The sequence below is a fragment of the Acidovorax sp. GW821-FHT09A11 genome (assembly GCF_059418365.1).
This window is the reverse complement of record NZ_JBWKPS010000003.1, coordinates 390537-413085: the sequence shown is the minus strand read 5'-3', so window position 1 is coordinate 413085 and position 22549 is coordinate 390537. Positions and strand designations below refer to the sequence as shown.

Here is a 22549-nt window from a genome sequence, read left to right as displayed (position 1 = left end):
GATTGCACTGGTGGCTACTAAAAATGTAGCAATTGCAATTCGGCTCGCATGGCCCGCGCAATGAGGCGCATGTCATGGTCGCTGACGGAGAGCAGCCCAAAGCGGAACTTGCTGCCCCAGCGCTGGCGGTCGTCCACAAATTCAAAATCGTCCAGCAGCGGCGCAATCGCCGCCTCACGTGCAGGCACATAGGCCACGTCCCGCCGCGACGGCACAAACCTGCCGCCCATGTCAAACGCATACGGCGCGCCCGGCAGCACGAGGCCGATGGAGACAAACGCCTGCAGCCGGTCCTTGCCACCCATGGTCACCGTGGGCGCGTAGTACGCCACGCGGTCGCCGGGCCGTATGCGCTGCAGCGGCGCTGCCTTGCCGTGGCACACCTGCATGTAGCCCGCACCGGGTGTGGCGCAGCCCCGGTGGGCGTGCTGGGCGCAGGCCACGGCGATCCAGTTGCGGCGCGCTGGGGCGCCAGAGGTTGCCGCCGACACGGACGTTTCCATGCGCACAGGCTCGGCATCCGGCCAAAGGGTGTGTTGCAGCACGGCGTCGGTCATGAAAAAAGCTCCTGGGGAAAGAAGCCACCGATGGTGCGGGCGGGCTGCTGACACCGCAGTGTCAGTACCCTTGCAGCATCTCCTGCGTTGGCTACACGAGCCGTCAGACCAACTGCCCCCACTGCCACAACGCAAACCCGCCCAGCAGCAGTGCCGAGGCCTGGTTGATGCGCTGGCGCCAGGCCGGCGTGAAGCGCCGCCGCTGGTACGCAATCGCGCCGGTCAGCAGCAGCCACCACGCTGCCGAGCCCGCCAGAACGCCCGCCACCATCCACAGCGGTGACGGCATGGCCTGCCGGCCGCCGCCCAGCGACCCAAACACCGCGATGAACGACACGATGGTGGCCGGGTTGGCCAGCGTGAGCGCAAAGGTGCCCGCCGCCAGGCCCAGCAGGCCGCGCGCATCGCGCGCCGGGGCGGCGGTGTGGGCTACCGGCGCATGCCAGGTGCGCCAGGCCAGCACCAGCAGCAGCGCGCCGCCGCCCAGCGCGAGCGGTGTCTTGGCGCTGGCCAGCAGGTCGATCAGCCAGCGCACGCTGAAGGCGCCGATGGCGCCGTACACCGCGTCCGCGGCAGCGGCGCCCAGGCCGGTGGCCAGCCCGGCCGCCAGGCCCCGCTCCAGGGTGCGCTGCATCGTCAGCAGGCCGATGGGCCCCACGGGGGCCGCGATGAGGACGCCAATGAGGGCGGCTTGAAGAAAGAGGGTGAGTGGTGCGAAGTCCATGCACCGATGCTAGGGGGGTGCCTTGCGAAGGAGAATGCTGAAAATTAGGTATTTTTCAATTCTGGTTTCCTATTTTTCTGCATTTACTCAAAAAAGGCGTTCCATGGAAGTCGATGACAAGGCCTGGCGGCTCATCACCGCGCTGCAGGCCGACGGGCGTGCATCCCTCAAGGACCTGGCGCACACGGTCGGGCTGTCGGTGCCCGCCACGCTGGAGCGCCTGCGGCGCCTGCAGGAGGCCGGGGTGGTGCGTGGCGTGCATGCCGACATCGACCCCGCCCAGGTCGGCTACGGCGTGCGGGCGGTGGTGGGCATCAACGTGCCGCAGCCCGGCAAGAAGGCGCTGATCGACAAGCTGCGCCAATCCGCGCGGGTGCTGGAATGCCACCATGTCAGCGGCAACGATTCGTATGTGCTGCAGGTGGTGGCGCGCGACCTGCCGGATCTGGAGCGTTTCCTGGGCGACATCAACGGCTATGGAGAAACACGCACTTCCATCGTGTTCTCCACGCCGATACCGCTGCGCGGCCTGGCCCGCCCCGAGGTGGGTTGTTGATCCAGTGGCGGGGCCCGGGGCGTCAGGCCATCAGAACGTCACCTTGACCGACGGCGCGCTGCGCTGCGCCTCGCCGTGGAACACCGCCTCGATGTTGTTGCCGTCCGGGTCCAGCACAAAGGCGGCGTAGTAGCCGGGGTGGTACGGCCGCTCGCCCGGGGCGCCATTGTCCGTGCCGCCATGGGCAAGGGCGGCCTGGTGGAATGCCTCCACCATGGCGCGGTCCCGGGCCTGGAAGGCCAGGTGGTGCCGGCCCGTGAGATGGCCCTGGGCGGCGGCGCTGTCGGCGGTGGAGACAAACAGCTCATCCGCCCAGAAGTACCCTTCGCCCGTGCCGCCCATCGGCACCTGGAGCGCCTTGAACACGGCGGTGTAGAAGGCCTGGCTGGCCGGCAGGTCGCGCACGACCAGCTGGATGTGGTCGATGAGGCGGCCCCTGTGCAGTTCCTGTGTTTCCATGCGGTTGTCCTTTCTTCAAGACAGTGCGTGAAGACCCACGCGGTTGCCATCCAGGTCATGGATGTGCGCGAAGAACCCCATGCCCGGCGGCAGTGCCTGGCGCGGCAGGGCCACGCGGCCGCCCTGGGCCACCGCGCGCTCCAGCGCGGCGTCGAGCGAGGGCGATGCATCGAGGTACACCAGTGTGCCACCGCCAGAAACCTGCGGCGCCGTGGGACCCATCATCAGCGCGCCCCCCGCGCCATCGGCCGCGGGGTCGTAGGCAAACACGGCGCCTTCGCTCGGGCCCATGTTCTCGCGGCGCATGGGCTGGCCCAGCACGGCTTCATAAAAGGCCTGGGCGCGGTCCAGCTGGGTGGTGGGGATCTCGAACCAGGCGACGGCGTTTTTCATGGGGGCTCCTTGTGTGTGAAAGAAAGAAGCCCTGATGGTGATCGGGGGCTGCTGACAGCGGCGTGTCAGCAGCCTGTCACGCGGCATCACATCGCCGGGGTGGGCGCCGACGCAGCCACCTGCGCACGAAACGCGCGGGGTGACAGGCCCGCATCGCGCGTGAAGGCACGCGTGAAGTACGCCGGGTCCGAATAGCCCAGCGTGTAGGCGATGGTGGCCACGCCCAGATGGGTGTAGGCCAGGTTGCGCCGCGCCTCGCGCATCAGGCGCGCCTCAATGAGGCGCTGGGCCGACACCCCGGTGGTGGCGCGGGCCACCCGGCTCAGGTGCGTGGGCGATACGGCCAGTGCGCGCGCATAGTCCGCCACCTGCCAGTGCTCCAGGAAATGCGCCTCGATCAGCGCCTCCAGCCGCAGCACCAGGCTGGACTCTGGTGCTGCAGCGTCGCCCGGGCTGTGCTCTTCCATGGCGCGGGCCACCCAGCCCAGCAGCGTGGCGCTCAGGCCCCGCAGCACCAGCGCACGCGCCTTGGCGCGGCCCGAGAACTCCTGCCAGATCTGGCCCATGGCCTGGTGCAGCTCAGGCGGCGCGGGCGCCACGGCGGGCCGCGCCAGGTCGCGCCGCACATCGCCCACGCGCACAAAAATCTCGTCCATCAATTCATCGGCCAGCGTGGCCACCCAGCCCTGCGTGTGCTGCGTGAAGCGAAACGCATGCACGTGCCCCTGCGGCACGTTGATGAGCGCACCCGCAAACAGCGCAATCCGCTCGCCATCCAGGTGCGCCACTCCCCCGCCCGAGGTGATCAGCAGCACCTGGTGCAGCCGTGTGTGCCGGTGCGGCGCCAGCTCCCAGTCGTGCAGCACCGAGCGCTCGGCAATTGTCTCGCAGTGCAGCACATCGGGCAGGTGTTGCGACTCGCCGAACAGGCTGTACGAGTGGATGGTTCCGATGTTCGAAAAGTGCATGTTCTGGCTCCATCCGTCCATTCAACGCGGCGACTGTGCCACGTATCTTTGGGTGGTCCGTTTGACCCATGTCATGAACGCACCAACCACACCAGGAGACACCATGAAAACCCAGGTCTGCATCATCGGCGGAGGCCCCTCGGGCCTCATGCTCTCGCAGCTCTTGCACCTCAAGGGCATAGCCACCATCGTGCTGGAGCGCCAAAGCCGCGAATACGTGCTGGGCCGCATCCGCGCCGGCGTGCTGGAGCACGGCTTCGCCGCACTCATGCGCGAGGCCCAGTGCGGCGAGCGCATGGACAAGGAAGGCGAGATCCACGACGGCTTCATCATTGCCCACGACGGCCAAATGGACCGGGTCGATTTGCACAAGTACAGCGGCGGCAGCTCCGTGGTCGTCTACGGCCAGACCGAGCTGACGCGTGACCTGTACGAAGCGCGCGACCGCATGAAGGGCGTCGTCATCCACAACGCCGAAGACGTGCAGCCGCACGACCTCAAAAGCGCCAACCCGTATGTGACCTACCGCCAAGGCGACGAGGTGGTGCGCATCGACTGCGACTTCGTCATCGGCGCCGACGGCTTCCACGGCGTGAGCCGCAAGTCCATCCCGCGCGACGTGCTCAAGGAGTATGAAAAGGTGTACCCCTTCGGCTGGCTGGGCGTGCTCTCGCGCACCCAACCCGTCTCGCCCGAGCTGATCTACGCCAAGCACGAACGCGGCTTCGCGCTGTGCTCGCTGCGCTCGCAGGTGCTGAGCCGCTACTACATCCAGGTGCCGCTGACCGACAACGTGGAAGACTGGTCCGACGAAGCCTTTTGGGGCGAGCTCAAACGCCGCCTGCCCGCCGAGGTGGCCGCCAAGCTCATCACCGGCCCCTCCATCGAAAAGTCCATCGCCCCCCTGCGCTCCTTCGTGGCCGAGCCCATGCGCTACGGCAACCTGTTCCTGGCGGGCGACGCCGCCCACATCGTGCCGCCCACCGGCGCGCGGGGCCTGAACAGCGCCGCGTCGGACATCTACTACCTGTATCACGCCATGGTGGCGCACTACAAGGATGGCGACAGCAGCGGCCTCGACAAATACTCCGAAAAGGCCCTGGCCCGCGTGTGGAAGGCCCAGCGCTTCTCATGGTGGATGACGACCATGCTGCACACCTTCCCCGACTCGCTGGCCTACGACCAGAAGCTGCAGGACACGGACCTGGCGTATCTGTTCTCATCGGAAAAGGCGCTGGGGTCGCTGGCGGAGAACTATGTGGGGTTGCCGTTCTGAGCATCCGGCATTCGCACTGTCACCCCAATCAAAGGCTTGCATGGGGTTCCCTCATCCAGGCCTTTTTTTGTGTGCCCGCATCGGCGTTGATTGCAACCGGCGATCCGTCGGCTCACTCTCGGCGCGCACCACGGCCCGCGCATCGCGGCCACACACAGCCCCAATGACAAAGCCGCTTTCCAGGCAGTTGCCCTGCACGGCGATCTTCATCTGCTACGCAAAATTTAGGCAGAACTGATGCTTACGCCCGCACAGCAGGCTCGATAGCATCGCACCAAGTTTTCAGATCATTTGCCCAGTGCTGTCGATGTGAGATTCGACGATGGCTTGAACACGATGAAGCTGCTGACGCAGCGTTTTAAGTCAGTGCACTTCACGGTAGTGACTGCCAATCAACAGCCAGGAAAATCTCAAAGATGGATTGGGTCCCGATAGTCTTCATTGTGTTCAAGGTGGCCGTGTTCGGCACCGGCATGTTCTTCGCCATCAAGTGGCATTACGACCAAGGGAAGAAGGCGAAGAACGAAGCCAGCAGATCGCCAGTGCCGACTGAACGCACACCGGGCGCGTCAGAGCAATAGCTAATTGCTGTCGATGGTCATAGCTGCGTCAACCCAACTCCGTGCGCCTACTCCACCCTGGATCCAGCCCTGCCAATGTCGTTGCTTGGCGTGACTTCGGCACTGTCAACCGGCTGGCAATCGAGCTTGCGAATTGAGTGCGAAAGTACAGTAACAGACGGGCGACCGCTTCAGGCCGGTTGCGGACGTACGCTCCACTTTCGTGAATGAGTACTATCGGCCAGTAGCTGCCGTTGGCGGTTTGAGAAAGCGGTCGCTCAATGTTCGCGCTCACCGGCGGCAGCAGGCCCGGAGTTCGCATAACGGGTCAAGCGTCTTCGCTCCAAAATGATCTGTCACGAGCAAGGGCTGCAAACAACCAAACAACGCTCCCGGTGTCGGCAAAAAGTATCAGCAAGCTGGTGGCAGCTACCGACAGCTTTCCCCAGGCGACTAAAACTGCAATCGCTGCAAGGATTGAACCAACCAGGGGAATCCCAGAAGCATGCTTGTAGCCTTTCATTGATTTGCCATGGAGCTTGGCGTACAGCGCAGGTCGTAAAAACGAAAGGTGAAGATTGATTGCCATTGCCATCGATGCCAGGGCAATGAGCACCCAAGCTGTTGCAGGCTCTCGAGTGTCATTGGGGGCAATCAAAGCAGAGCACGCCGATCCAATAGAAAGCGCCAACGGTGAGGCCATCAATGCAGCGACGGCTAAATTTTTGACGACAAGCGTGACACGCATAGAGTTAGTTTTTCGACCAATCACAGTTGAACGACCAATATAGCCTGCGCAATGTGCAGGCCCGTAGATGAAGGGCCGGACTCATCGACTGGCGGCTTGCCGCTGCTATGCGATGGACTGTTCAGGGCCCGAAGGTGACGCCTGCGCAAACCCCAAACGATCATCTTTCTTCTACCTGCTGCGCTTCGTAGTACGAGCCACCTTCAACCGCTCCAGTTGCAAGAGAAACGGTAAAGGGGTGCCACGTGTCGTCGAACATCCATGCTTCGCCTCTCAACTCACCGTCATGAAGGGATAGATCGCGGAAGCCATCCCAAGAGATGCGGCGCGAGCGCCAAACGACGCCTCCGCCCCTTTGTCGAAGTTCGAAGTCTGTGGGACTGCAAAGCAGCAGATATCCAGTGCTAGGTACTTCAAGGACAGACTCAATGTCACCCCCAAACTCTTCAAGCAGCTCCCCGGTCACCGTGTTCACCCTGTAGCCTTGGCCGCCAGCTAGCACGTTTACTTCAAGTCCCCTTCCATCCGCGAAAACGGCTGAAAACTTCGTGAGACCTGGCTGAAAATTTCCAACCCAGCAGCGGCTTTCGTCCGCGCAAAACTCTACGACCAGACCCTCGCGATGCTTACCTTGTCCGGTCGCACTGAATTGGCGCGGGAAATTGCCCACTCCAGGTAGTCCGGGGAGAATTCTGGGAGCGCTCAAAAATTCCATATGACGCCTATGTCCGCTTCTGGCCGATAGTACCCATTCGTGACCGAGATGCGAACGGCAGCAACCGCTGCAAAGCTGCCAATGAATCTGCGCAAATCGCTTCTCACTAGTGTGTAGCCCGGGCCCAAAAGTCTGGAACTTCCGGGGCTGCACGCAGCAGCGCTTCTAGTCACCCCTTCGCCCGATGAAAAAGCCCGGCACAAGCCGGGCATCGCACTTTCAATCCCCCATCACCTGCAGCTGAAACTGCCCGCACTCTCCACATCCCCCGTGCCGTTGTAGCGCGCCACCTTGGGGTACACGCACAGCGGCCGGGTGCGGTTGGCGGACCAGCTGGCAGGCAGCTCGGCATTCACCACATTGGCGCCTGCGCCGCGCGCCTTGGCCGTCACGCTGTCGGGTGCCTTGCCTTGTTCCACCCAAGCCACCAGCGGGGCCAGCATATCGAACTGATCGGTGGCGGGGCCGCCGGAGCAGTGGTTCATGCCGGGCACCAGGAACAGGCGGGCAAACGCATCGGCCTTGCCGCTGTGGTTGGCCTGCAGGCGGTCCATCCAGTTGGCGGTGTCCATGGGCGAGAACACGCCGTCGGCCACGCCGTGGAAAACGATCATCTTGGCGCCCCGGTTCTTCAGGGTGCTCAGGTCGGCTTCGTTGGGCGGGGTCATGTAGGACCAGGGGAACTCGGTGTACGTGGTGTTGGTGGCGAACATCTTGGGGTAGTCCGTCTCCATGCTGAAGTTCAGCGCGTACTGCATGCCGGGGATGGCGGTGAACGCTGCCACGGTGGATGGGGGCGAGGTAAAGATGAAGGCCACAGCACCTGCGTCACGCGTGGCGGGCGAGCCGAAGTGCCAGGACGCGAAGTTGGCGCCCGCGATGCCTGGGTCGAACCAGGTGCCCGTGTACAGCGCCTCGCCCTTGCTGTTCCTGGGGCCCGCAAAGATGCTGGCCAGCACACCCTTTTGCTCGCTGGTGATGCACGAACCGTCGCGCGCGCCGGTGCAGGTGGGCACGTCGGTCTGCAGGTTGAAGGCGGCCTGGCAGGCGGCCACGTCGTTGACCTGGCCGTCAGCCACGCCGTCCAGCGCGTCGCATTGGGCGACGATCTTGCTGCCGATGAGCTTGAACTCGGCGGGGCTCACGGCCGTGTTCAGGTCGGGCAGGCCGGTGGTGGCGTCCTTGGTGGATACCTTGGCGTATTGCTGGGCCTTCCACAGCTGCGTGGTGGCGGCCTTGGGCAGGTGAAAGCCGGGGTTGCCCGCCAGGATGCCGTCGTACTGGTCGGCATAGCGCGATGCGCCCACCATGGCGTGGCGGCCGCCGTTGGAGCAGCCGGCCAGGTACGAGCGGTCGGGCGCCTTGCCGTAGGCGCTCTTGATGAGGTTCTTGGCCATGGGGGTGAGGGTGCCCACGGCCTGGTAGCCGTAGTCCAGCCGGGCCTGCGGGTCCACGCCGAAGAAGGGAGTGGGCGCGCCATGGCCTGCGTCGGAGCTGAGCACCGCAAAGCCCTGCACCAGGCCGGGGGCCACCGGCGCGGCGCCGCTCACCGAGCCCAGCGCGGTGACCACGCTGCCGTCGAGTCCGCCGTTGGCCTGGTGCAGAAAGCGGCCGTTCCACGCCACGGGCAGGCGCATCTCGAAACCGATGGCGTAGCTGGCGCCGTCCACGGGGCCGGTGCGCTCTTTCATCTTGCCTTTGACGAGGCAGTGCGCGGGCGCCTGGGTGGTCACGCCCTGCAGCGTCAGCGGGCCGGCGGGCACCTGCTCGGCCGAGGTGATGCGCGTGTCGGGCAGGGCCAGACTGGTGGCGAGCGTGGCGCACGACTGCAGGGGGGCCGGTGTGGCGGCGGAGAGCTGGGGCAGGGCGGCATCGGACGAGCCGCCGCAGCCCATGAGCAGGGCCGTGGTCACGGCCGACAAAGCGATGGGATGGGCGCGCATTCTGGTCCTTCTTTTTTTCAAGCTCATGGTGTGTCTCCTGTTTTTCTGAGGCGCAAGGAAACCCGCAGCGTGGCCTCAACACGCTGTGGGCGGGAGATCGGCGGAAGGCGGATTGCTACTGAATCAGGAGCTGCTGGCGCATATGGGTTGAGCGCCTGTGGCCTCCTGGGCCCTGGATTCCAAGGCGTGCGCGATGCGCTGGCGCAGGATGCCGGTGCGCAGGTCGAATTCGGGCAGTACCCACAGGGCGAAGGCCTGGGCGGGGGCGGTCCAGCGGTCCGTGGCGCTGGTGGGTTCGCTCCCGCGTTCGCGGGGGCTGGCGGCGCCGATCTGGCCCCAGGCCCATTCCAGCAGCACCAGCGCCACGGCGCGCAGGTAGTCGTCGGCCACCCAGTAGGGCAGCTCGGGGTCGGACTGGGCGGCGGCCGCCAGGGCCTGCGTGATCTCGACCAGCGCATGGCGGCGCGCGCTGGCGGCAGTGCTGGGGGCCGCGCCGGGCAGGCTGCCCAGCAGGGCGCCCAGGCCCTGGCCGCCATCGGCCAGCACCTTGCGCACCAGCAGGTCGATGGCCTGGATCTCGTTGGTGCCCTCGTAGATCATGGCCACGCGCGCGTCGCGCACGATCTGCTCGATGCCCCATTCACGCACATAGCCGTGGCCGCCAAACACCTGCAGGCAGGCGCTGGCGCCGTGAAAGCCCTGGTCGGTGAGCGCGGCCTTGAGCACGGGCGTGACCAGCGCGCACCAGCGCTGGGCGGCGGCGCGCGCGGCAGCGTCGGTGCCGTGCTTGGCCACGTCGAGCTGCAGGGCCGTGTGGTAGGCCAGCACGCGGCCGCCGTCGATCCAGGCGCGCTGCGTGTGCAGGATGCGGCGGATGGCGGGGTGGTCTTGAATGAGGCTGGTGTCCTTGGCGCCGGGGGCGCGCATCTGGCGGCGCTCGGCCGCGTAGGCACTGGCCTTTTGCCACGCGGCCTCCAGCAGGCCGATGCCTTGCAGGCCCACGTGCAGGCGGGCGGCGTTCATCATCACGAACATGGCGTTCAGGCCCTTGTTCGGCTCGCCCACCAGCCAGCCGGTGGCGTCGTCAAAGCGCATCACGCAGGTGGGGCTGCCGTGCAGCCCCATTTTTTCTTCAATGCGCTCGCAAACGACCGCATTGCGGGTGCCATTGGGCAACACCTTGGGCACCAGGAACAGCGACAGGCCCTTGGGCCCCGCAGGCGCATCGGGCAGGCGCGCCAGCACCAGGTGCACGATGTTGTCGGTCAGGTCGTGCTCGCCGCCGGAGATAAAGATCTTGCTGCCGTTCACCCGCGCGCTGCCATCGGGCTGCGGCACCCCACGTGTGCGCACCAGGCCCAGGTCGCTGCCCGCGTGGGCTTCGGTCAGGCACATGGTGGCCAGCCATTCGCCGGTGGCGACTTTTTCCAGGTATTGCGCCTTGAGTTCGTCGCTGGCGTGGTGTTTGATGCATTCGTACGCGCCGTGCAGCAGGCCGGGGGCCATGGTCCAGCCGTGGTTGGCGCCGGCCAGCCATTCGAACAGCACACATTCGAGCACCGCAGGCAGGCCCTGGCCGCCGTCCTCGGGCGCGCATGACAGCGACGGCCAGCCCGCCTGCCAGAAGGCCTGGTAGGCGTCGCGGAAGCCTGCGGGCGTGCGCACCTGGCCTGCGTCGAAGCGGCAGCCTTCTTCGTCGCCGCCGCGCTGCAGCGGGGCGATGGCGCTGTCCACAAACTTGGCGGCTTCGTCGAGCACCTGCGCGGCCAGCTCGCCATCGGTGTCCGCAAACGGGGGCAGCGCCTGCCAGCGGCTGGGCGCCTGCAGCACATGGGTCAGCAGATGCTGGATGTCGGCAAGGGCCTGGCGTGCTTGCATGGTTTGCTCTTGTTCTGATAGCTATTGGCGCTTGATGGACGCGCGGTAGCGGCTGTTTTTGCTTGGAATCCTGGTCAGCCAGCGGCAGCCCGTTCACCCTGATCCGGTCGAACGGGCTGCGCGGGTGGCATGCCCAGGCTTCGACAGGCTCAGCCTGAACGGGTGGGGAATGGCTGCGCGCCCTCCCGCCGCGTTGCGCACTGCCCGTGATGCCGGCGCGGCCCCGGCCAGCGCCACCGTGGAGCTGGCTTTGCCAGGCCACGGGTGGCGTCCCCCTCAGGGGGAAGCGGCGAAGCCGCTCAGGGGGAGCTCAGGAATCCGCGGTGAAGCCGATCTTCTTGATCAGCGGACCCCAGGTGTCGTACTCGGCCTTCTGCCAGCGCGCCTGCTCCTCGGGCGTGGAGCCGTGGGGCATCAGGCCCACGATGGCCAGGCTGTCGATGACCGACTTTTCCTTCAGGGCTGCGTTGATGGCGGCGTTGGCGGCGGCGATCACCGGCTTGGGCGTGGCGGCGGGGGCGTAGAAGCCAAACCATTCCTCGGTCGTCAGCTCGGGGAAGCCCTGCTCGGCAAACGTGGGCACATCAGGAACGTACTGCGAACGCTTGGGGCCCGAGGTGGCCAGGATGCGCAGCTTGCCCGCCTTGTAGTTGGCGATGAAGTCGCCGTGTGGCGTGACCATGGCCGCCACCTGGCCGCCCACGACGTCCGTCACGCCGGGGATGGAGCCGCGGTAGGGCACGTGGCGCAGGTCCACGCCGCTGTTGATGCCCAAGAGCGCGCCCAGGAAGTGGGGCGTGGAGCCCGCGCCGGGCGAGCCGTAGCTCGCGTCCTTCGGGTTGGCCTTGGCCCAGGCCAGGAAGTCCTTCACCGTCTTGACGCTGGCGGGCACCATGGGGCCCACGGCCAGGCCGTGGTGCATGATGGCCGCGATCGACACGGGCGCGAAGTCCTTGTCGGTGTAGTTCATCTTGCTGTAGATGTGCGGGTAGTTGGCCAGGGCCGACACCTGCGCCACCGCCAGCACCGAGCCGTCAGCGGGGGCTCCCTTCAGGGTCTCCAGCGCAATGCGCCCGCCCGCGCCGGGCTTGTTTTCCACCACGCCGGCGTTCTTGCTGAACGCCGAGCCACCCCATTTTTCGGCCACGCGCCGCGCCACGGTGTCGCCCGAGCTGCCGGCCGGAAAGCCGAAATACACCTTGACCTGGTCCACCTGCGCATGGGCGGCGAAGGGGTGCAGGGCGCCCAATGCGGCGCTGGCGCCAAGGGCCTGAACGAATTGACGGCGTGTGGTGGTCATGGTTTGTCTCCTGGTGTGTATCTGACGGACATCTCAAAAATCAACCGGGGTGTTCGCACACCCTCTCGTTATCAGTTGTGCGGTGCCTCCCGGGGCGCAAGAAACTGGCGCTGCCCAAGCCAGCGCCACCGTGGAACTGGCTTTGCCAGGCCACCGGTGGCGTCCCCCTCCCGCAGGAGAGGGGGAAGGCGCGAAGCGACTCAGGGGGTGCATTACCGTGGCGCCATGCGCAGGGCACCATCGAGGCGGATCACCTCGCCGTTCAGGTGCCCGTTGGTGACGATGTGGCAGGCCAGCTCGGCAAACTCCTCGGGCTTGCCCAGGCGCGGCGGGAAGGGGATGCTCGCGGCCAGCGACTGCTGCACGGCCTCGGGCAACTCCTTCATCAGCGGCGTGGCGAACAGGCCGGGCGCCACGGTGCACACCCGGATGCCGTGCTGCGCCAGGTCGCGCGCCATGGGCAGCGTCATGCCCACCAGGCCGCCCTTGGAGGCGCTGTAGGCCTGCTGGCCCACCTGGCCGTCGAACGCGGCGGCCGAGGCGGTGAACATCATCACGCCGCGCTCGCCATTGGGCAGGGGCTCCAGCTTGGCGCAGGCGGCGGCGAACAGGCGGCTCACGTTGTAGCTGCCGATCAGGTTGATGGTGACCACGCGCGTGAAGTCTTCCAGCGGCGCGGCGCTTCCGTCGCGCTGCACGATGCGCTTGGCGCTGCCGATGCCGGCCACGTTCATCAGGATGCGCGCGGGGCCGTGGGCGGCGGCGGCCTTCTCCAGCGCAGCGGTGACGCTGGCGGGGTCGGTGATGTCGCAGGCGCACGCCACGGCGCAGCCGTTGCCAAATTCCTTGCCAATGTCGGCCGCCACCTTCTCGGCCAGCTCGGCATTGCGGTCGAGCACGGCGACCTTGGCGCCCAGGCGGGCGAGTTCGCGGGCGGTGGCTTCACCGAGGCCCGATGCGCCGCCGGTCACGATGGCGGCTTGTCCTTGGATGTCCATGCTGTGTGTCCTTGAGAAAAATGTGGGGTGTTTCTTTGGCGTTCAGCGGCGCGGCACCAGCGTGCCGGGCAGCGTGCCGCCGTGCAGTGCGTCCACCACATCCGCGCGGTGTTGCAGCACGGCGCGCTGGTTGATGGAGCCCTTGTCGGTGATCTCGCCCTTATCGAGCGAGGGCGGCTCGGCCATCAGGTGCGCGCGGGCCACGCGGGTGGCGCTGCCGGTGGACTCGGCCGCAAGCCTGTCCAGCACCTGCTGGAAGTGCTGCTGCACCGGGGCGCTGGCCAGCACCTCGTGCAGGCTGGCGCTCTCGGGCAGGTCGCTGAGTGTGCGGATGGTGGGGGTGGGCACCAGCAGCGCGCCGATCTCTTTCAGGTTGATGCCGGTGATGACCGCGTCCTGCACGTAGGGAGCGCAGGCCGCGATGATCTTGGCGCGCATGGGGCCCACGCTCACGAAGGTGCCGGTACTGAGCTTGAAGTCCTCGGCAATGCGGCCGTCGAACTTCAGGCCCTTGTTCGGGTCGGTCTCGTCGATCCATTTCACGGCATCGCCCGAGCAGTAGAAGCCCTCTTCATCGAAGGCGTCGCGCGTGGCCTCGGCATTGCGCCAGTAGCCGGGCGTGATGTTGGGGCCGCGGTAGCGCACCTCGACCTTGCCGTCCACCGGCACGAGCTTGAGTTCGAGCCCCGGCGTGGGCACGCCGATGTCGCCGGCCTGCACGTCGGGGCTGTTCACGGCCACGCAGAAGGGGCAGCCCTCGGTCATGCCCAGGCCCGTGTTCATCACGATGCGCTCGCCCACCTCGCGCTCGGCGCTCTCGAACAGCGAGTCCCAGATGGGCTGTGACAGCGCGGCGGCGGCAAAGAAGAACATCTTCACGCGGCTGAGCAGGTTCTTGCGCAGCAGGTCGTCCGTCTTCATGGTCTGCGCGATCACCTCGAAACCCGTGGGCACGTTGAAGTACACCGTGGGCGCGATCTCGCGCAGGTTGCGGATGGTCTCGGCCATGCCCTTGGGCGTGGGCTTGCCTTCGTCCAGGTACAGCGTGCCGCCGTTGTAGATGACGATGCCGAAGTTGTGGTTGCCGCCGAAGGTGTGGTTCCACGGCAGCCAGTCCACCAGCACCAGGGGCTCCTCGGCCAGCACCGGCATCGACTGGTTCATCTGCTGCAGGTTGGCGGCCCACATGCCGTGCGTCACGATCACGGCCTTGGGCAGCTTGGTGGAGCCCGAGGTGAACATGAACTTGGCGATGCTGTCGGCGGTGATGGCGCCGTGCGCCGCATCCACGGCGGGCGTGGCAGGGGTGGCCAGCAGGTCGCGGAAGGCCACGGTGCTGCGGCCCGGCATGCTGCCGGTGCCCAGCACTACCTTCACGTCGTCGGCCACGGTGGCCTCGATGGCGCGCGCAAAGCGCGCGGCGTCGCTGGCGAACACCAGGCCGGGGGTCAGCGTGTCCAGCACATGGCGCAGCTTGTCGAAGTCCTGGCTGATGGTGGAGTACGCGGTGGAGACGGTGCACTGCGGCACGCCGGCCACCAGGCAGCCCAGCGACAGCAGCGCGTGGTCCAGGTCGTTTTCGCTCAGGATGGCCACGGGGCGCTCGGCGCCCAGGTGCATGTCGAGCAAGGCCTGGGCAATGCTGCGCGCGGCCTGCCAGGCCTGGCCGTAGGTGACGTGGCGCCACTCGCCCAGGCTGCCGTCGGCGTTCTTCACGCGCTGGGCCATCCAGGTGCGGTCGGGCGCCACATGCGCCCAGTGCGCCAGGCGGTCCGTGAGCCGCACGGGGTAGGGCGCCAGGTCTTGCGTGGCCCGCACGTAGACCACGCCGTCGTCTGTCCGGCGGGTGCTGACTTCGGTCACGCCGAAGCGCAGCGGCCGGTAGCGGGGAGAAGGGTTGGTTGCCGTCATGGAAAAGCGTCTCGGTGGGGCTGGCTGGATGCGCAGTGGCGGACCGCGCGTGTCAGTCCTTCTTGACCTTGGCAGCCTTGCCGTCCAGGAAGGCGCGCACGCGGGCCTTGGCCTCGGGGGCGCTCTGGGCGATGGCGGCCATCATGGCTTCGGTCATCAGGCCCTGGTCCGACGGCTGCTCGGCAATGCGCGGCAGCGCGTGCATCAGCGCGTAGTTGGTCAGCGGCGCGTTCTGCGCAATGCGCTGGGCCAGCTCGAAGGCCTTGTCGAACGCCGTGCCGGTGGGCACGAGGTACTGCGCAAAGCCCACGCGCTCGCCGTCCACCGCGTTGTAGACGCGGCCGGTCATCATCATGTCGGTCATGCGCGCCGTGCCGATCAGGCGCGGAATGCGCACCGCGCCGCCGCCGCCCACGAAGATGCCGCGCGAGCCCTCGGGCAGCGCGTAGAAGGTGGACTCGTCGGCCACGCGGATGTGGCAGGCGCTGGCCAGCTCCAGGCCCCCGCCCACCACCGCGCCGTGCAGCGCGGCCACCACGGGCACGGGGCCGAACTGCACGCGGTCCAGCGCCGCATGCCACATGCGCGAGTGGTGCAGGCCCTGGCCCGCATCGCGCTCCTTGAGTTCGGACAGGTCCAGGCCCGAGCAGAAGTGCTCGCCTTCGCCATCGATCACGGCCGCGCCCACGGTGGCGGGCAGGTTGTCCATCACGTCCCGCAGCGCCAGGATCAGGCCGTCGTTCAGGGCATTGCGCTTGGCGGGGCGGGCGAGGCGGATGACCGCGATGTCCTCGCGTTCGCCGCGGATTTCGAGGGAGATGTCGGAGTGCTTGGTCATGGTCATCGAGGTGAGTTGGAGAAATTATGGTTATCAAAAATAACTAAAACAAGGCCATGGAGGCGGTCTTTGCTAGGTGCTTTCCCTAGCTTTTCTGGGTGCTCATATGATTATGATAAATAACTAAAATGGCACCGATTCACAGCAAGGAACCGTCATGAACGCCTTCATCCCCTACGGCATTTACTGGTCGTCCCCGTTCGCCAAGTGGCAGGGCTCGCTGGCCAACCTCAACGCGCTGCCGCTGGCGGCCACGGTGGGCAAGCAGGCGCTGGCCGCGCGCGGGTACGACCTGGCGGCGGTGGACCTGGCGATCCTCGGCATCACCAACCCGCAGAAGGGCAGCTTCTACGGCCTGCCCTGGGTCACCGGCCTCATGGGCATCGACCGCGTGGCGGGCCCCACGGTGCAGCAGGCCTGCGCCACCAGTGTGCGCGCGCTGCAGATGGCCGCGCAAGAGGTGGCCTGCGGCACGGCCACCAGCGCGCTCTTGGTGATGGCTGACCGCCAGTCCAACGGGCCGGTGGTGTACTACCCCGATTCGAGCGGCACCGGCGGCTATGGCATCACCGAGCACTGGGTGCCCGACAACATGGGCCACGACCCCTACGCCAAGAACCCCATGCTGCAGACGGGCGAAAACGTGGCGGCGCGCTACGGCATCACCACCGAAGAGCAGCACGCGCTCAAGCTGCACCGCTACACGCAGTACCAGGCGGCGCTGGCCGACGACCGCGCCTTCCAGAAGCGCTACATGGCCGATGTGCCGGTCACCGACTCGAAATTCCGCAAGCAGACCGGCACGCTCAGCGCCGACGAAGGCATCTTCCCCACCACCGCCGAAGGCCTGGCCAGGCTCAAGCCGGTCAAAGAAGGCGGCACCGTGACCTTCGGCGGCCAGACGCACCCGGCCGACGGCAATGCGGGCGCCATCGTCACCACGCGTGACCGCGCCCGCGCCGTGGCCACCGACCCCGGCATCGAGGTCGAGATCCTGGGCTTCGGCATGGCGCGCGTGGAGGCCGGCTTCATGCCCATGGCGCCGTCGCCGGCGGCGTTCAACGCCTTGAAGCACGCAGGCCTGTCCATCGCCGACGTGCACGCCATCAAGACGCACAACCCGTTTGCGGTGAACGACATCGCGCTGGCGCGCGACACCGGCTTTGCCTGGGAGCGCATGAACAACTACGGCAGCTCCATCATCTGGGGCCACCCGCAGGCGCCCACCGGCTTGCGCGCCATCATCGAACTGATCGAAGAGCTGGTGCTGCGCGGCGGCGGCGTGGGCCTGTTCACCGGCTGTGCGGCGGGCGACACCGGCTACGCCACCGTGCTGCGCGTGACCGACACCACCACACAGAAAGCCTGAGCCATGACGACAAGCACCGAACATTCCTTTTCTGCCCCGCTCAACGCCTGGCTGGTGGACGGCGTGCGCACGCCCATGGTGGATTACTGCGGCCCGCTGGGCCATGTGTCGCCCACCGACATGGGCATCAAGGTTGCCCGGGCCGTGCTGGAGAAAAGCGGCGTGCCCGCCACCGACGTGAACTCGGTCATCACCGGGTCGATGGCGCAGGCCGACTTCGACGCCTTCGTGCTGCCGCGCCACATCGGCCTGTACGCGGGCGTGCCGCAAGCGGTGCCGGCCATCCTGGTGCAGCGCATCTGCGGCACGGGCTTCGAGCTGTTTCGCCAGGCCGCCGACCAGATCGCGCTGGGCTATGCCGACGTGGCGCTGGTGGTGGGCACCGAGTCCATGACGCGCAACCCCATTGCCGCGTACACGCACCGCACGGGCTTCAAGCTCGGTGCGCCGGTGGAGTTCAAGGACTTCCTGATGGAGGCGCTGATTGACACCGCCGGCCCCGTCACGATGATCGAGACCGCCGAGAACCTGGCCAAAAAATACGGCATCACCCGCGAAGACGTGGACGCGTACGCGGCGCGCTCGTTCGAGCGGGCGCTGCAAGCCCAGGCCGACGGCTTTCTGGCCGGCGAGATCGTGCCGGTGACGAGCGAGAAGTTCGAGCTGGCAGGCTACGCCACGCGCGGCATCACGCTGCCGCGCAAGGTGGCGCAGCTCGATCGCGACACGCACCCGCGCCCCTCCCCCATTGAGGCCCTGGCGGGGCTGCGCACGGTGTACCCCGGTGGCGTGCAGACGGCGGGCAACAGCTCGGCCCTGGTGGACGCGGCCGTGGGCGCCGTGGTGGCCAGCGATGCCTATGTGCAGCGGCGCGGCCTGAAACCCCTGGCGCGCCTGCGCGGTGCGGCAGCGGTGGGCGTGGCGCCCGAGTACATGGGCATCGGCCCGGCCCCCGCCATCCGCGCGCTGCTGGCGCGCACCGGGCTCACGCTGGAGGACATCGGCCTGTTTGAAATCAACGAAGCGCAGGGCGCGCAGACCATCGCCGTGGAGCGCGAACTGGGCCTGGACCGCGACAAGCTCAACGTGAACGGCGGCGCGATTGCGCTGGGCCACCCCTTGGCCGCCACCGGCGTGCGCCTGACGGTGACCCTGGCGCGCGAGCTGCGCCGGCGCGGCCTGCGCTACGGCATCTCGAGTGCCTGCGTGGGCGGCGGGCAGGGCATTGCCTTGCTCATCGAGAACCCGGATGCTTGAAATTTAAGAGAAACAGGGCTCAAGCGCTTATGGGATAAGCGCGAGCAGCTATCGAAGCAATAGTGTTCAATTGAAGGTCACCATGAAAATCATCACCGCAGCCCAGGCCGGGGCCCTGATCCCCGACAACGCCACCATCTTCCTGGGCGGCCTGGCCGTCTCCAGCCTGCCCGAGGAAGTGCTCAAGGGCGTGGAAAAGAATTTCCTCGACACCGGACACCCGAAGAACGTGACCACCTGGGCCTGCGGCGCCATCGGCAACAGCAAGGACGCGGGCATGGTGCACTTTGCCCACCCGGGCATGATCAAGCGCACCGTGGCGGGCCACTTCGGCCAGACCGGCGCCGAGATGATGAAGATGGTCTTCGACGGCGAGGTGGAGGCGTACAACTTCCCGCAGGGCAGCCTGTCGCACCTCACGCGCCACATCGCCAGCCGCAGCCCCGGGCTGCTGACCAAGGTGGGCCTGGGCACGTTCGTGGACCCCCGCATCGAAGGCGGCAAGCTCAACAGCAAGTCCACCGAAGACCTGGTCAAGCTCGTCGAGTTCAACGGCGAGGAATGGCTGTTCTACCCCGCGCCCAAGGTCGACGTGGCCATCATCCGCGGCACGCTGGCGGATGAGAACGGCAACATCACGCTGGACAAGGAAGGCGTGCTGCTCGAGCAGATCAACATCGCCCACGCGGCCAAGGCCTGCGGCGGCATCGTGATCGCGCAGGTGGAGCGCATCGTCAAGGCGGGCAGCCTGCACCCCAAGTCGGTCAAGGTGCCGGGCGTGTCGGTGGACTACGTGGTGGTCAGCCAGCCCGAGAACCACATGCAGACCATCACCACGCAGTTCAACCCCGCGCTGTGCGGCGATGTGCGCGTGCCGCTCAACTCGCTGGCGCCCATGCCGCTGGACGAGCGCAAGGTGATCGCGCGCCGCACGGCGCTGGAGCTCACGCCCGGCGCCATCACCAACCTGGGTATCGGCATCCCGGCCGGCGTGCCGTCGGTGGCGGCGGAAGAGGGCGTGTCCGACCAGTTCACGCTGAGCGTGGAAAGCGGCATCACCGGCGGCATCCCGGCGCAGCTGGGCGACTTCGGCACGGCCTACAACGCCGACGCCATCATCGAGCAGTCGCTGCAGTTCGACTTCTATGACGGCGGCGGGCTGGACGCGAGCTTCCTGGGCCTGGCGCAGGCCGACAACCACGGCAACGTGAACGTGAGCAAGTTCAACGGCCGGCCCGTGGGCTGCGGCGGCTTCGTGAACATCACGCGGTCCACCAAGCACCTGGTGTTCTGCGGCACCTTCACCGCGGGCGGGCTGGAGGTGCAGGTGGCCGACGGCCAGCTCACCATCGTCAAGGAAGGCCGCTCGCGCAAGTTCATCGAGAAGGTCGAGCAGATCACCTTCAACGGGCTGGACGCCGCGCAGCGCGAGCAGAACGTGCTGTTCGTCACCGAGCGCGCCGTGTTCCACCTGACCACCGAGGGCCTGGAGCTGACCGAGATCGCGCCGGGCATCGACCTGGAACGCGACGTGCTGGCGCACATGGGGTTCAAGCCCCTGATGCGCGATGTGAAGATGATGGACCCGGGCCTGTTCCGTGCCCAGTGGGGCGGGCTGGCGCAGGCAATGGCCGCCAAGGCCGGGTCCGCTGCCTGATACGGAACGGAGCAACCCTGCGCGGGCTCTCAGGAGGCGGGGTCCGGCGAATAGACCTTCTGCAGCAACCGGATCAGCGTCTTGCGCTCGGCGGCGGTCAGGCCCGCCGTGGCGTCCACTTCCAGCTGGGCGGCGGTCTCCTCGGCCTGCGCGGTCAGCTCCACCCCCGCGGGCGTGAGGTGCACGCCCATGGCGCGCCCGTCGCTGGGGTGCGGGCGGCGCTCGATCAGCCCGCGCCGCTCCAGCGCGGCGATCAGCCCCACCAGGTTGGGCGGCAGTACATTGAGCGTGGCGCACAGCTGGCGCGAGGTGATGCCCGGGTTGTGGGCCACCAGCGACAGCACGGAAAACTCCACCACCTTCAGGCGGTACACCGCCATGCGCTCCATGAACACCTCGATGACCGCCAGCGACGCACGGCGCGCGTTGTAGCCCACCAGCGTGCGCAGGAAGCTGGTGTCCACGGCCTCCGGCGTGGAGAGCGCGGTGGCGGGGGGCGGTGGGTTTTTGAAGGGGCGGGCGCTGGACATGGGGCGATGGTTGCCGGAGCAAGGTCGGGTTTGGCGACGCATCGGGCAAGACCACTTTCTGACTCCCTTTCGCCGCTGCCGCTTATTTTATATACATCTTTTGCTATTAAAAATATAGCTATATCGAGAAATCGAAAAACGCGGCTCCACCCGCCTCAAGCGGGGCTGCGCAGCACGCGGCGGTATTGCACGGCCTCGGCCACATGGATGACCTCGGTGGTGGGCGAGCCCGCCAGGTCGGCGATGGTGCGCGCCACCTTCAGCGCACGGTGCGTGCTGCGGGCCGACCATCCCAGCCGCGCGGCGGCGGTGTTCAGGAATCTGGCGGCCGCATCGTCCAGCCGCAGGTGCGTGTCGATCTCCTGGCCCTGCAACGCCTGGTTGGCCTTGCCCTGCCGCGCCAGCGCCAGGGCGCGGGCATGTTCCACCCGCCCGCGGATGGCGGCGGTGGGCTCGCCCGCGGGGGCCTGCACCAGTTGCTCGGCGGGGAGGGCGGGCACCTCCACATGCAGGTCGATGCGGTCCAGCAGCGGGCCGCTGAGCTTGCCCTGGTAGCGGTTGATCTGGTCGGGCGTGCAGCGGCACGCGCGTTGCGTGGACCCGAGAAAGCCGCACGGGCAGGGGTTCATCGCCGCGATCATCTGAAAGCGCGCGGGGAAGTCCGCGCGCTGCGCGGCCCGCGAGATGGTGATGTGGCCCGTCTCCAGCGGCTCGCGCAGCGCCTCGAGGGCGGCACGGGGAAATTCCGGCAGCTCGTCGAGGAAGAGGACGCCGTGGTGGGCCAGCGAGATTTCGCCCGGCCGGGGCGGCGATCCACCTCCGACAAGGGCCACCGCGCTGGCCGTATGGTGGGGCGTGCCCGTGGGCCGCTGCCCCCACAGTTCGGGGCGGAACCGCCCGGCCAGGCTGGCGATCGCTGCGCTCTCCAGCGCCTCGTCCACCGTCATGGCCGGCAGCAGCCCGGCAAAGCGCAGGGCCAGCATGGACTTGCCCGAGCCCGGCGGGCCGGCCATCAGGACACTGTGGGCTCCGGCGGCCGCGATCTCCAGCGCGCGCTTGGCCGTGGCCTGGCCTTTCACGTCGGCCATGTCCAGGGAGGCGGCTGCGGCCGCCATCGGCGTGGCTTGCAGGCGGGTCCAGCCATCGTTGTCCACGGAGGCATCGCCCGCCGCGGCGTTGCCCGGTGGCAGGAAGGCGCGCACCACGTCCAGCAGGTGCCGGGCGCGCACCACCTGCGCGGCGGGCACGAGGGCGGCCTCTTCGGCGCTGCCGGGCGGCAGCACCAGCACGGCGCTGATCTGCTGCGTCTGCAGCGCGAGGCTCGTGGCCAGCGCGCCGCGCACCGGCCGCAGTTCGCCCGACAGCGACAGCTCGCCCGCGAATTCGTGCCCCGGCAGGCGGGCGCCGTCCAGCTGCCCGCTGGCCGCCAGGATGCCCAGCGCGATCGGCAGGTCGAACCGGCCGGAATCCTTGGGCAGGTCGGCGGGGGCGAGGTTGACGGTGATCCGCTTGTTGTGGGGGAACTCCAGCCCCGCGTTCTGCAGTGCCGACCGCACGCGCTCGCGCGCTTCCTTCACTTCCACTTCGGCAAGGCCCACCAGGGTGAAGCTGGGCAGGCCGTTGGCCAGGTGCACTTCGACAGTGACGGACGGCGCCTGCAGCCCCAGAAGGGCGCGGCTTTGCACCAAAGCAAGACTCATGAAGCGATTCCTCCCCAGATGGGTGCGTTTTATGGCGTTCCCGCGCGGGCCCTTGGCGCCATGCACCAATAGCGTGCGTATGGCCGTGGCACGGTGCTGATGCCCACTGTACCGGGGATCGTTGTAACGCGAAGCAACGGCGCGCGCGGATGTATTGCGCCGCGTGGCACGGTCCGTGCTTAAAGCGCTCGTCCCTACTTTGTCCAACCGGA

21 protein-coding genes are annotated in these 22549 nt (G+C 67.3%); 6 read left to right on the top strand and 15 right to left on the bottom strand.

All coding sequences use genetic code 11. The features are described from left to right. Positions 1 to 17 precede the first annotated feature (17 nt). A complete protein-coding gene (locus AC07PV_RS09535) occupies positions 18 to 557 on the bottom strand; it encodes an EVE domain-containing protein (protein WP_494630074.1) in 540 nt (179 codons plus the stop codon). A gap of 103 nt (positions 558 to 660) precedes the next feature. Beyond that, entirely contained in the window at positions 661 to 1281 is a 621-nt protein-coding gene (locus AC07PV_RS09530; RefSeq protein ID WP_494630073.1) for a LysE family translocator, read from the bottom strand. 103 nt (positions 1282 to 1384) lie between these two features. Here AC07PV_RS09530 and AC07PV_RS09525 point away from each other — a divergent pair, with 103 nt between their 5' ends. After that, the gene (locus AC07PV_RS09525; RefSeq protein ID WP_218296595.1) at positions 1385 to 1837 is read left to right on the top strand and encodes an Lrp/AsnC family transcriptional regulator; all 453 of its coding nucleotides are present in this window, start codon (positions 1385 to 1387) and stop codon (positions 1835 to 1837) included. 30 nt (positions 1838 to 1867) lie between these two features. Here the strand turns inward: AC07PV_RS09525 and AC07PV_RS09520 are convergent, their stop codons facing one another. The 3 genes from AC07PV_RS09520 to AC07PV_RS09510 form a co-directional block, all read right to left on the bottom strand. Beyond that, the gene (locus AC07PV_RS09520; RefSeq protein WP_218296596.1) at positions 1868 to 2296 is read right to left on the bottom strand and encodes a VOC family protein; all 429 of its coding nucleotides are present in this window, start codon (positions 2294 to 2296) and stop codon (positions 1868 to 1870) included. A 15-nt stretch (positions 2297 to 2311) separates the two neighbouring features. Next, the gene (locus AC07PV_RS09515; protein ID WP_218296597.1) at positions 2312 to 2689 is read right to left on the bottom strand and encodes a VOC family protein; all 378 of its coding nucleotides are present in this window, start codon (positions 2687 to 2689) and stop codon (positions 2312 to 2314) included. 86 nt (positions 2690 to 2775) lie between these two features. After that, the gene (locus AC07PV_RS09510) at positions 2776 to 3657 is read right to left on the bottom strand and encodes a helix-turn-helix domain-containing protein (RefSeq protein ID WP_494630070.1); all 882 of its coding nucleotides are present in this window, start codon (positions 3655 to 3657) and stop codon (positions 2776 to 2778) included. A 103-nt stretch (positions 3658 to 3760) separates the two neighbouring features. Here AC07PV_RS09510 and pobA point away from each other — a divergent pair, with 103 nt between their 5' ends. Then, entirely contained in the window at positions 3761 to 4933 is a 1173-nt protein-coding gene (pobA, locus tag AC07PV_RS09505; RefSeq protein ID WP_494630069.1) for a 4-hydroxybenzoate 3-monooxygenase, read from the top strand. 416 nt (positions 4934 to 5349) lie between these two features. After that, positions 5350 to 5514, top strand: coding sequence for a hypothetical protein (locus tag AC07PV_RS09500; protein ID WP_369641091.1), 165 nt, complete (start codon positions 5350 to 5352; stop codon positions 5512 to 5514). A 307-nt stretch (positions 5515 to 5821) separates the two neighbouring features. On the opposite strand, the gene AC07PV_RS09495 is transcribed toward AC07PV_RS09500, so the two are convergent. From AC07PV_RS09495 to AC07PV_RS09460, 8 genes are all read right to left on the bottom strand, one after another. After that, positions 5822 to 6241, bottom strand: coding sequence for a hypothetical protein (locus tag AC07PV_RS09495; RefSeq protein WP_218296600.1), 420 nt, complete (start codon positions 6239 to 6241; stop codon positions 5822 to 5824). A 160-nt stretch (positions 6242 to 6401) separates the two neighbouring features. Continuing rightward, the gene (locus AC07PV_RS09490) at positions 6402 to 6716 is read right to left on the bottom strand and encodes a hypothetical protein (RefSeq protein WP_218296601.1); all 315 of its coding nucleotides are present in this window, start codon (positions 6714 to 6716) and stop codon (positions 6402 to 6404) included. 470 nt (positions 6717 to 7186) lie between these two features. After that, the gene (locus AC07PV_RS09485) at positions 7187 to 8899 is read right to left on the bottom strand and encodes a tannase/feruloyl esterase family alpha/beta hydrolase (protein WP_494630067.1); all 1713 of its coding nucleotides are present in this window, start codon (positions 8897 to 8899) and stop codon (positions 7187 to 7189) included. A 123-nt stretch (positions 8900 to 9022) separates the two neighbouring features. Next, positions 9023 to 10777 (bottom strand): acyl-CoA dehydrogenase family protein, encoded by a 1755-nt coding sequence (locus AC07PV_RS09480; RefSeq protein ID WP_494630065.1) that lies wholly within the window; start codon positions 10775 to 10777, stop codon positions 9023 to 9025. A 310-nt stretch (positions 10778 to 11087) separates the two neighbouring features. Then, positions 11088 to 12077, bottom strand: a complete 990-nt coding sequence (locus AC07PV_RS09475) for a Bug family tripartite tricarboxylate transporter substrate binding protein (protein ID WP_494630064.1) — start codon at positions 12075 to 12077, stop codon at positions 11088 to 11090. Positions 12078 to 12289: 212 nt separating this feature from the next. Further along, entirely contained in the window at positions 12290 to 13075 is a 786-nt protein-coding gene (locus tag AC07PV_RS09470) for an SDR family NAD(P)-dependent oxidoreductase (RefSeq protein WP_492254364.1), read from the bottom strand. A gap of 42 nt (positions 13076 to 13117) precedes the next feature. Further along, a complete protein-coding gene (locus tag AC07PV_RS09465) occupies positions 13118 to 14986 on the bottom strand; it encodes a feruloyl-CoA synthase (protein WP_494630062.1) in 1869 nt (622 codons plus the stop codon). A 52-nt stretch (positions 14987 to 15038) separates the two neighbouring features. Next, a complete protein-coding gene (locus tag AC07PV_RS09460) occupies positions 15039 to 15824 on the bottom strand; it encodes a crotonase/enoyl-CoA hydratase family protein (RefSeq protein WP_494630060.1) in 786 nt (261 codons plus the stop codon). Positions 15825 to 15981: 157 nt separating this feature from the next. Between AC07PV_RS09460 and AC07PV_RS09455 the strand changes: the two genes are divergently transcribed. The 3 genes from AC07PV_RS09455 to AC07PV_RS09445 all read left to right on the top strand — a co-directional run bounded on the left by AC07PV_RS09455 (position 15982) and on the right by AC07PV_RS09445 (position 20107). Further along, positions 15982 to 17193: a thiolase family protein gene (locus AC07PV_RS09455; RefSeq protein WP_494630059.1), complete on the top strand. Its 1212-nt coding sequence runs from the start codon at positions 15982 to 15984 to the stop codon at positions 17191 to 17193. A gap of 3 nt (positions 17194 to 17196) precedes the next feature. Further along, on the top strand, positions 17197 to 18450 hold the full coding sequence (locus AC07PV_RS09450) for a thiolase family protein (protein ID WP_494630057.1): 1254 nt from the start codon (positions 17197 to 17199) through the stop codon (positions 18448 to 18450). Between the two features lie 82 nt (positions 18451 to 18532). Then, positions 18533 to 20107, top strand: a complete 1575-nt coding sequence (locus AC07PV_RS09445; protein WP_494630055.1) for an acyl CoA:acetate/3-ketoacid CoA transferase — start codon at positions 18533 to 18535, stop codon at positions 20105 to 20107. Between the two features lie 29 nt (positions 20108 to 20136). Here AC07PV_RS09445 and AC07PV_RS09440 read toward each other — a convergent pair whose 3' ends face one another. After that, positions 20137 to 20637, bottom strand: coding sequence for a MarR family winged helix-turn-helix transcriptional regulator (locus tag AC07PV_RS09440; RefSeq protein ID WP_218296611.1), 501 nt, complete (start codon positions 20635 to 20637; stop codon positions 20137 to 20139). A gap of 155 nt (positions 20638 to 20792) precedes the next feature. Beyond that, positions 20793 to 22337, bottom strand: coding sequence for a YifB family Mg chelatase-like AAA ATPase (locus tag AC07PV_RS09435; protein ID WP_492254367.1), 1545 nt, complete (start codon positions 22335 to 22337; stop codon positions 20793 to 20795). Positions 22338 to 22549: the final 212 nt, after the last annotated feature.

Excerpts from the sequence above, each read along its gene's own strand:
- AC07PV_RS09535 (WP_494630074.1), bottom strand. The coding sequence starts at position 557 with ATGACCGACGCCGTGCTGCAACACACCCTTTGGCCGGATGCCGAGCCT.
- AC07PV_RS09530 (WP_494630073.1), bottom strand. The coding sequence starts at position 1,281 with ATGGACTTCGCACCACTCACCCTCTTTCTTCAAGCCGCCCTCATTGGC.
- AC07PV_RS09525 (WP_218296595.1), top strand. The coding sequence starts at position 1,385 with ATGGAAGTCGATGACAAGGCCTGGCGGCTCATCACCGCGCTGCAGGCC.
- AC07PV_RS09520 (WP_218296596.1), bottom strand. The coding sequence starts at position 2,296 with ATGGAAACACAGGAACTGCACAGGGGCCGCCTCATCGACCACATCCAG.
- AC07PV_RS09515 (WP_218296597.1), bottom strand. The coding sequence starts at position 2,689 with ATGAAAAACGCCGTCGCCTGGTTCGAGATCCCCACCACCCAGCTGGAC.
- AC07PV_RS09510 (WP_494630070.1), bottom strand. The coding sequence starts at position 3,657 with ATGCACTTTTCGAACATCGGAACCATCCACTCGTACAGCCTGTTCGGC.
- pobA (WP_494630069.1), top strand. The coding sequence starts at position 3,761 with ATGAAAACCCAGGTCTGCATCATCGGCGGAGGCCCCTCGGGCCTCATG.
- AC07PV_RS09500 (WP_369641091.1), top strand. The coding sequence starts at position 5,350 with ATGGATTGGGTCCCGATAGTCTTCATTGTGTTCAAGGTGGCCGTGTTC.
- AC07PV_RS09495 (WP_218296600.1), bottom strand. The coding sequence starts at position 6,241 with ATGCGTGTCACGCTTGTCGTCAAAAATTTAGCCGTCGCTGCATTGATG.
- AC07PV_RS09485 (WP_494630067.1), bottom strand. The coding sequence starts at position 8,899 with ATGCGCGCCCATCCCATCGCTTTGTCGGCCGTGACCACGGCCCTGCTC.
- AC07PV_RS09480 (WP_494630065.1), bottom strand. The coding sequence starts at position 10,777 with ATGCAAGCACGCCAGGCCCTTGCCGACATCCAGCATCTGCTGACCCAT.
- AC07PV_RS09475 (WP_494630064.1), bottom strand. The coding sequence starts at position 12,077 with ATGACCACCACACGCCGTCAATTCGTTCAGGCCCTTGGCGCCAGCGCC.
- AC07PV_RS09470 (WP_492254364.1), bottom strand. The coding sequence starts at position 13,075 with ATGGACATCCAAGGACAAGCCGCCATCGTGACCGGCGGCGCATCGGGC.
- AC07PV_RS09465 (WP_494630062.1), bottom strand. The coding sequence starts at position 14,986 with ATGACGGCAACCAACCCTTCTCCCCGCTACCGGCCGCTGCGCTTCGGC.
- AC07PV_RS09460 (WP_494630060.1), bottom strand. The coding sequence starts at position 15,824 with ATGACCAAGCACTCCGACATCTCCCTCGAAATCCGCGGCGAACGCGAG.
- AC07PV_RS09455 (WP_494630059.1), top strand. The coding sequence starts at position 15,982 with ATGAACGCCTTCATCCCCTACGGCATTTACTGGTCGTCCCCGTTCGCC.
- AC07PV_RS09450 (WP_494630057.1), top strand. The coding sequence starts at position 17,197 with ATGACGACAAGCACCGAACATTCCTTTTCTGCCCCGCTCAACGCCTGG.
- AC07PV_RS09445 (WP_494630055.1), top strand. The coding sequence starts at position 18,533 with ATGAAAATCATCACCGCAGCCCAGGCCGGGGCCCTGATCCCCGACAAC.
- AC07PV_RS09440 (WP_218296611.1), bottom strand. The coding sequence starts at position 20,637 with ATGTCCAGCGCCCGCCCCTTCAAAAACCCACCGCCCCCCGCCACCGCG.
- AC07PV_RS09435 (WP_492254367.1), bottom strand. The coding sequence starts at position 22,337 with ATGAGTCTTGCTTTGGTGCAAAGCCGCGCCCTTCTGGGGCTGCAGGCG.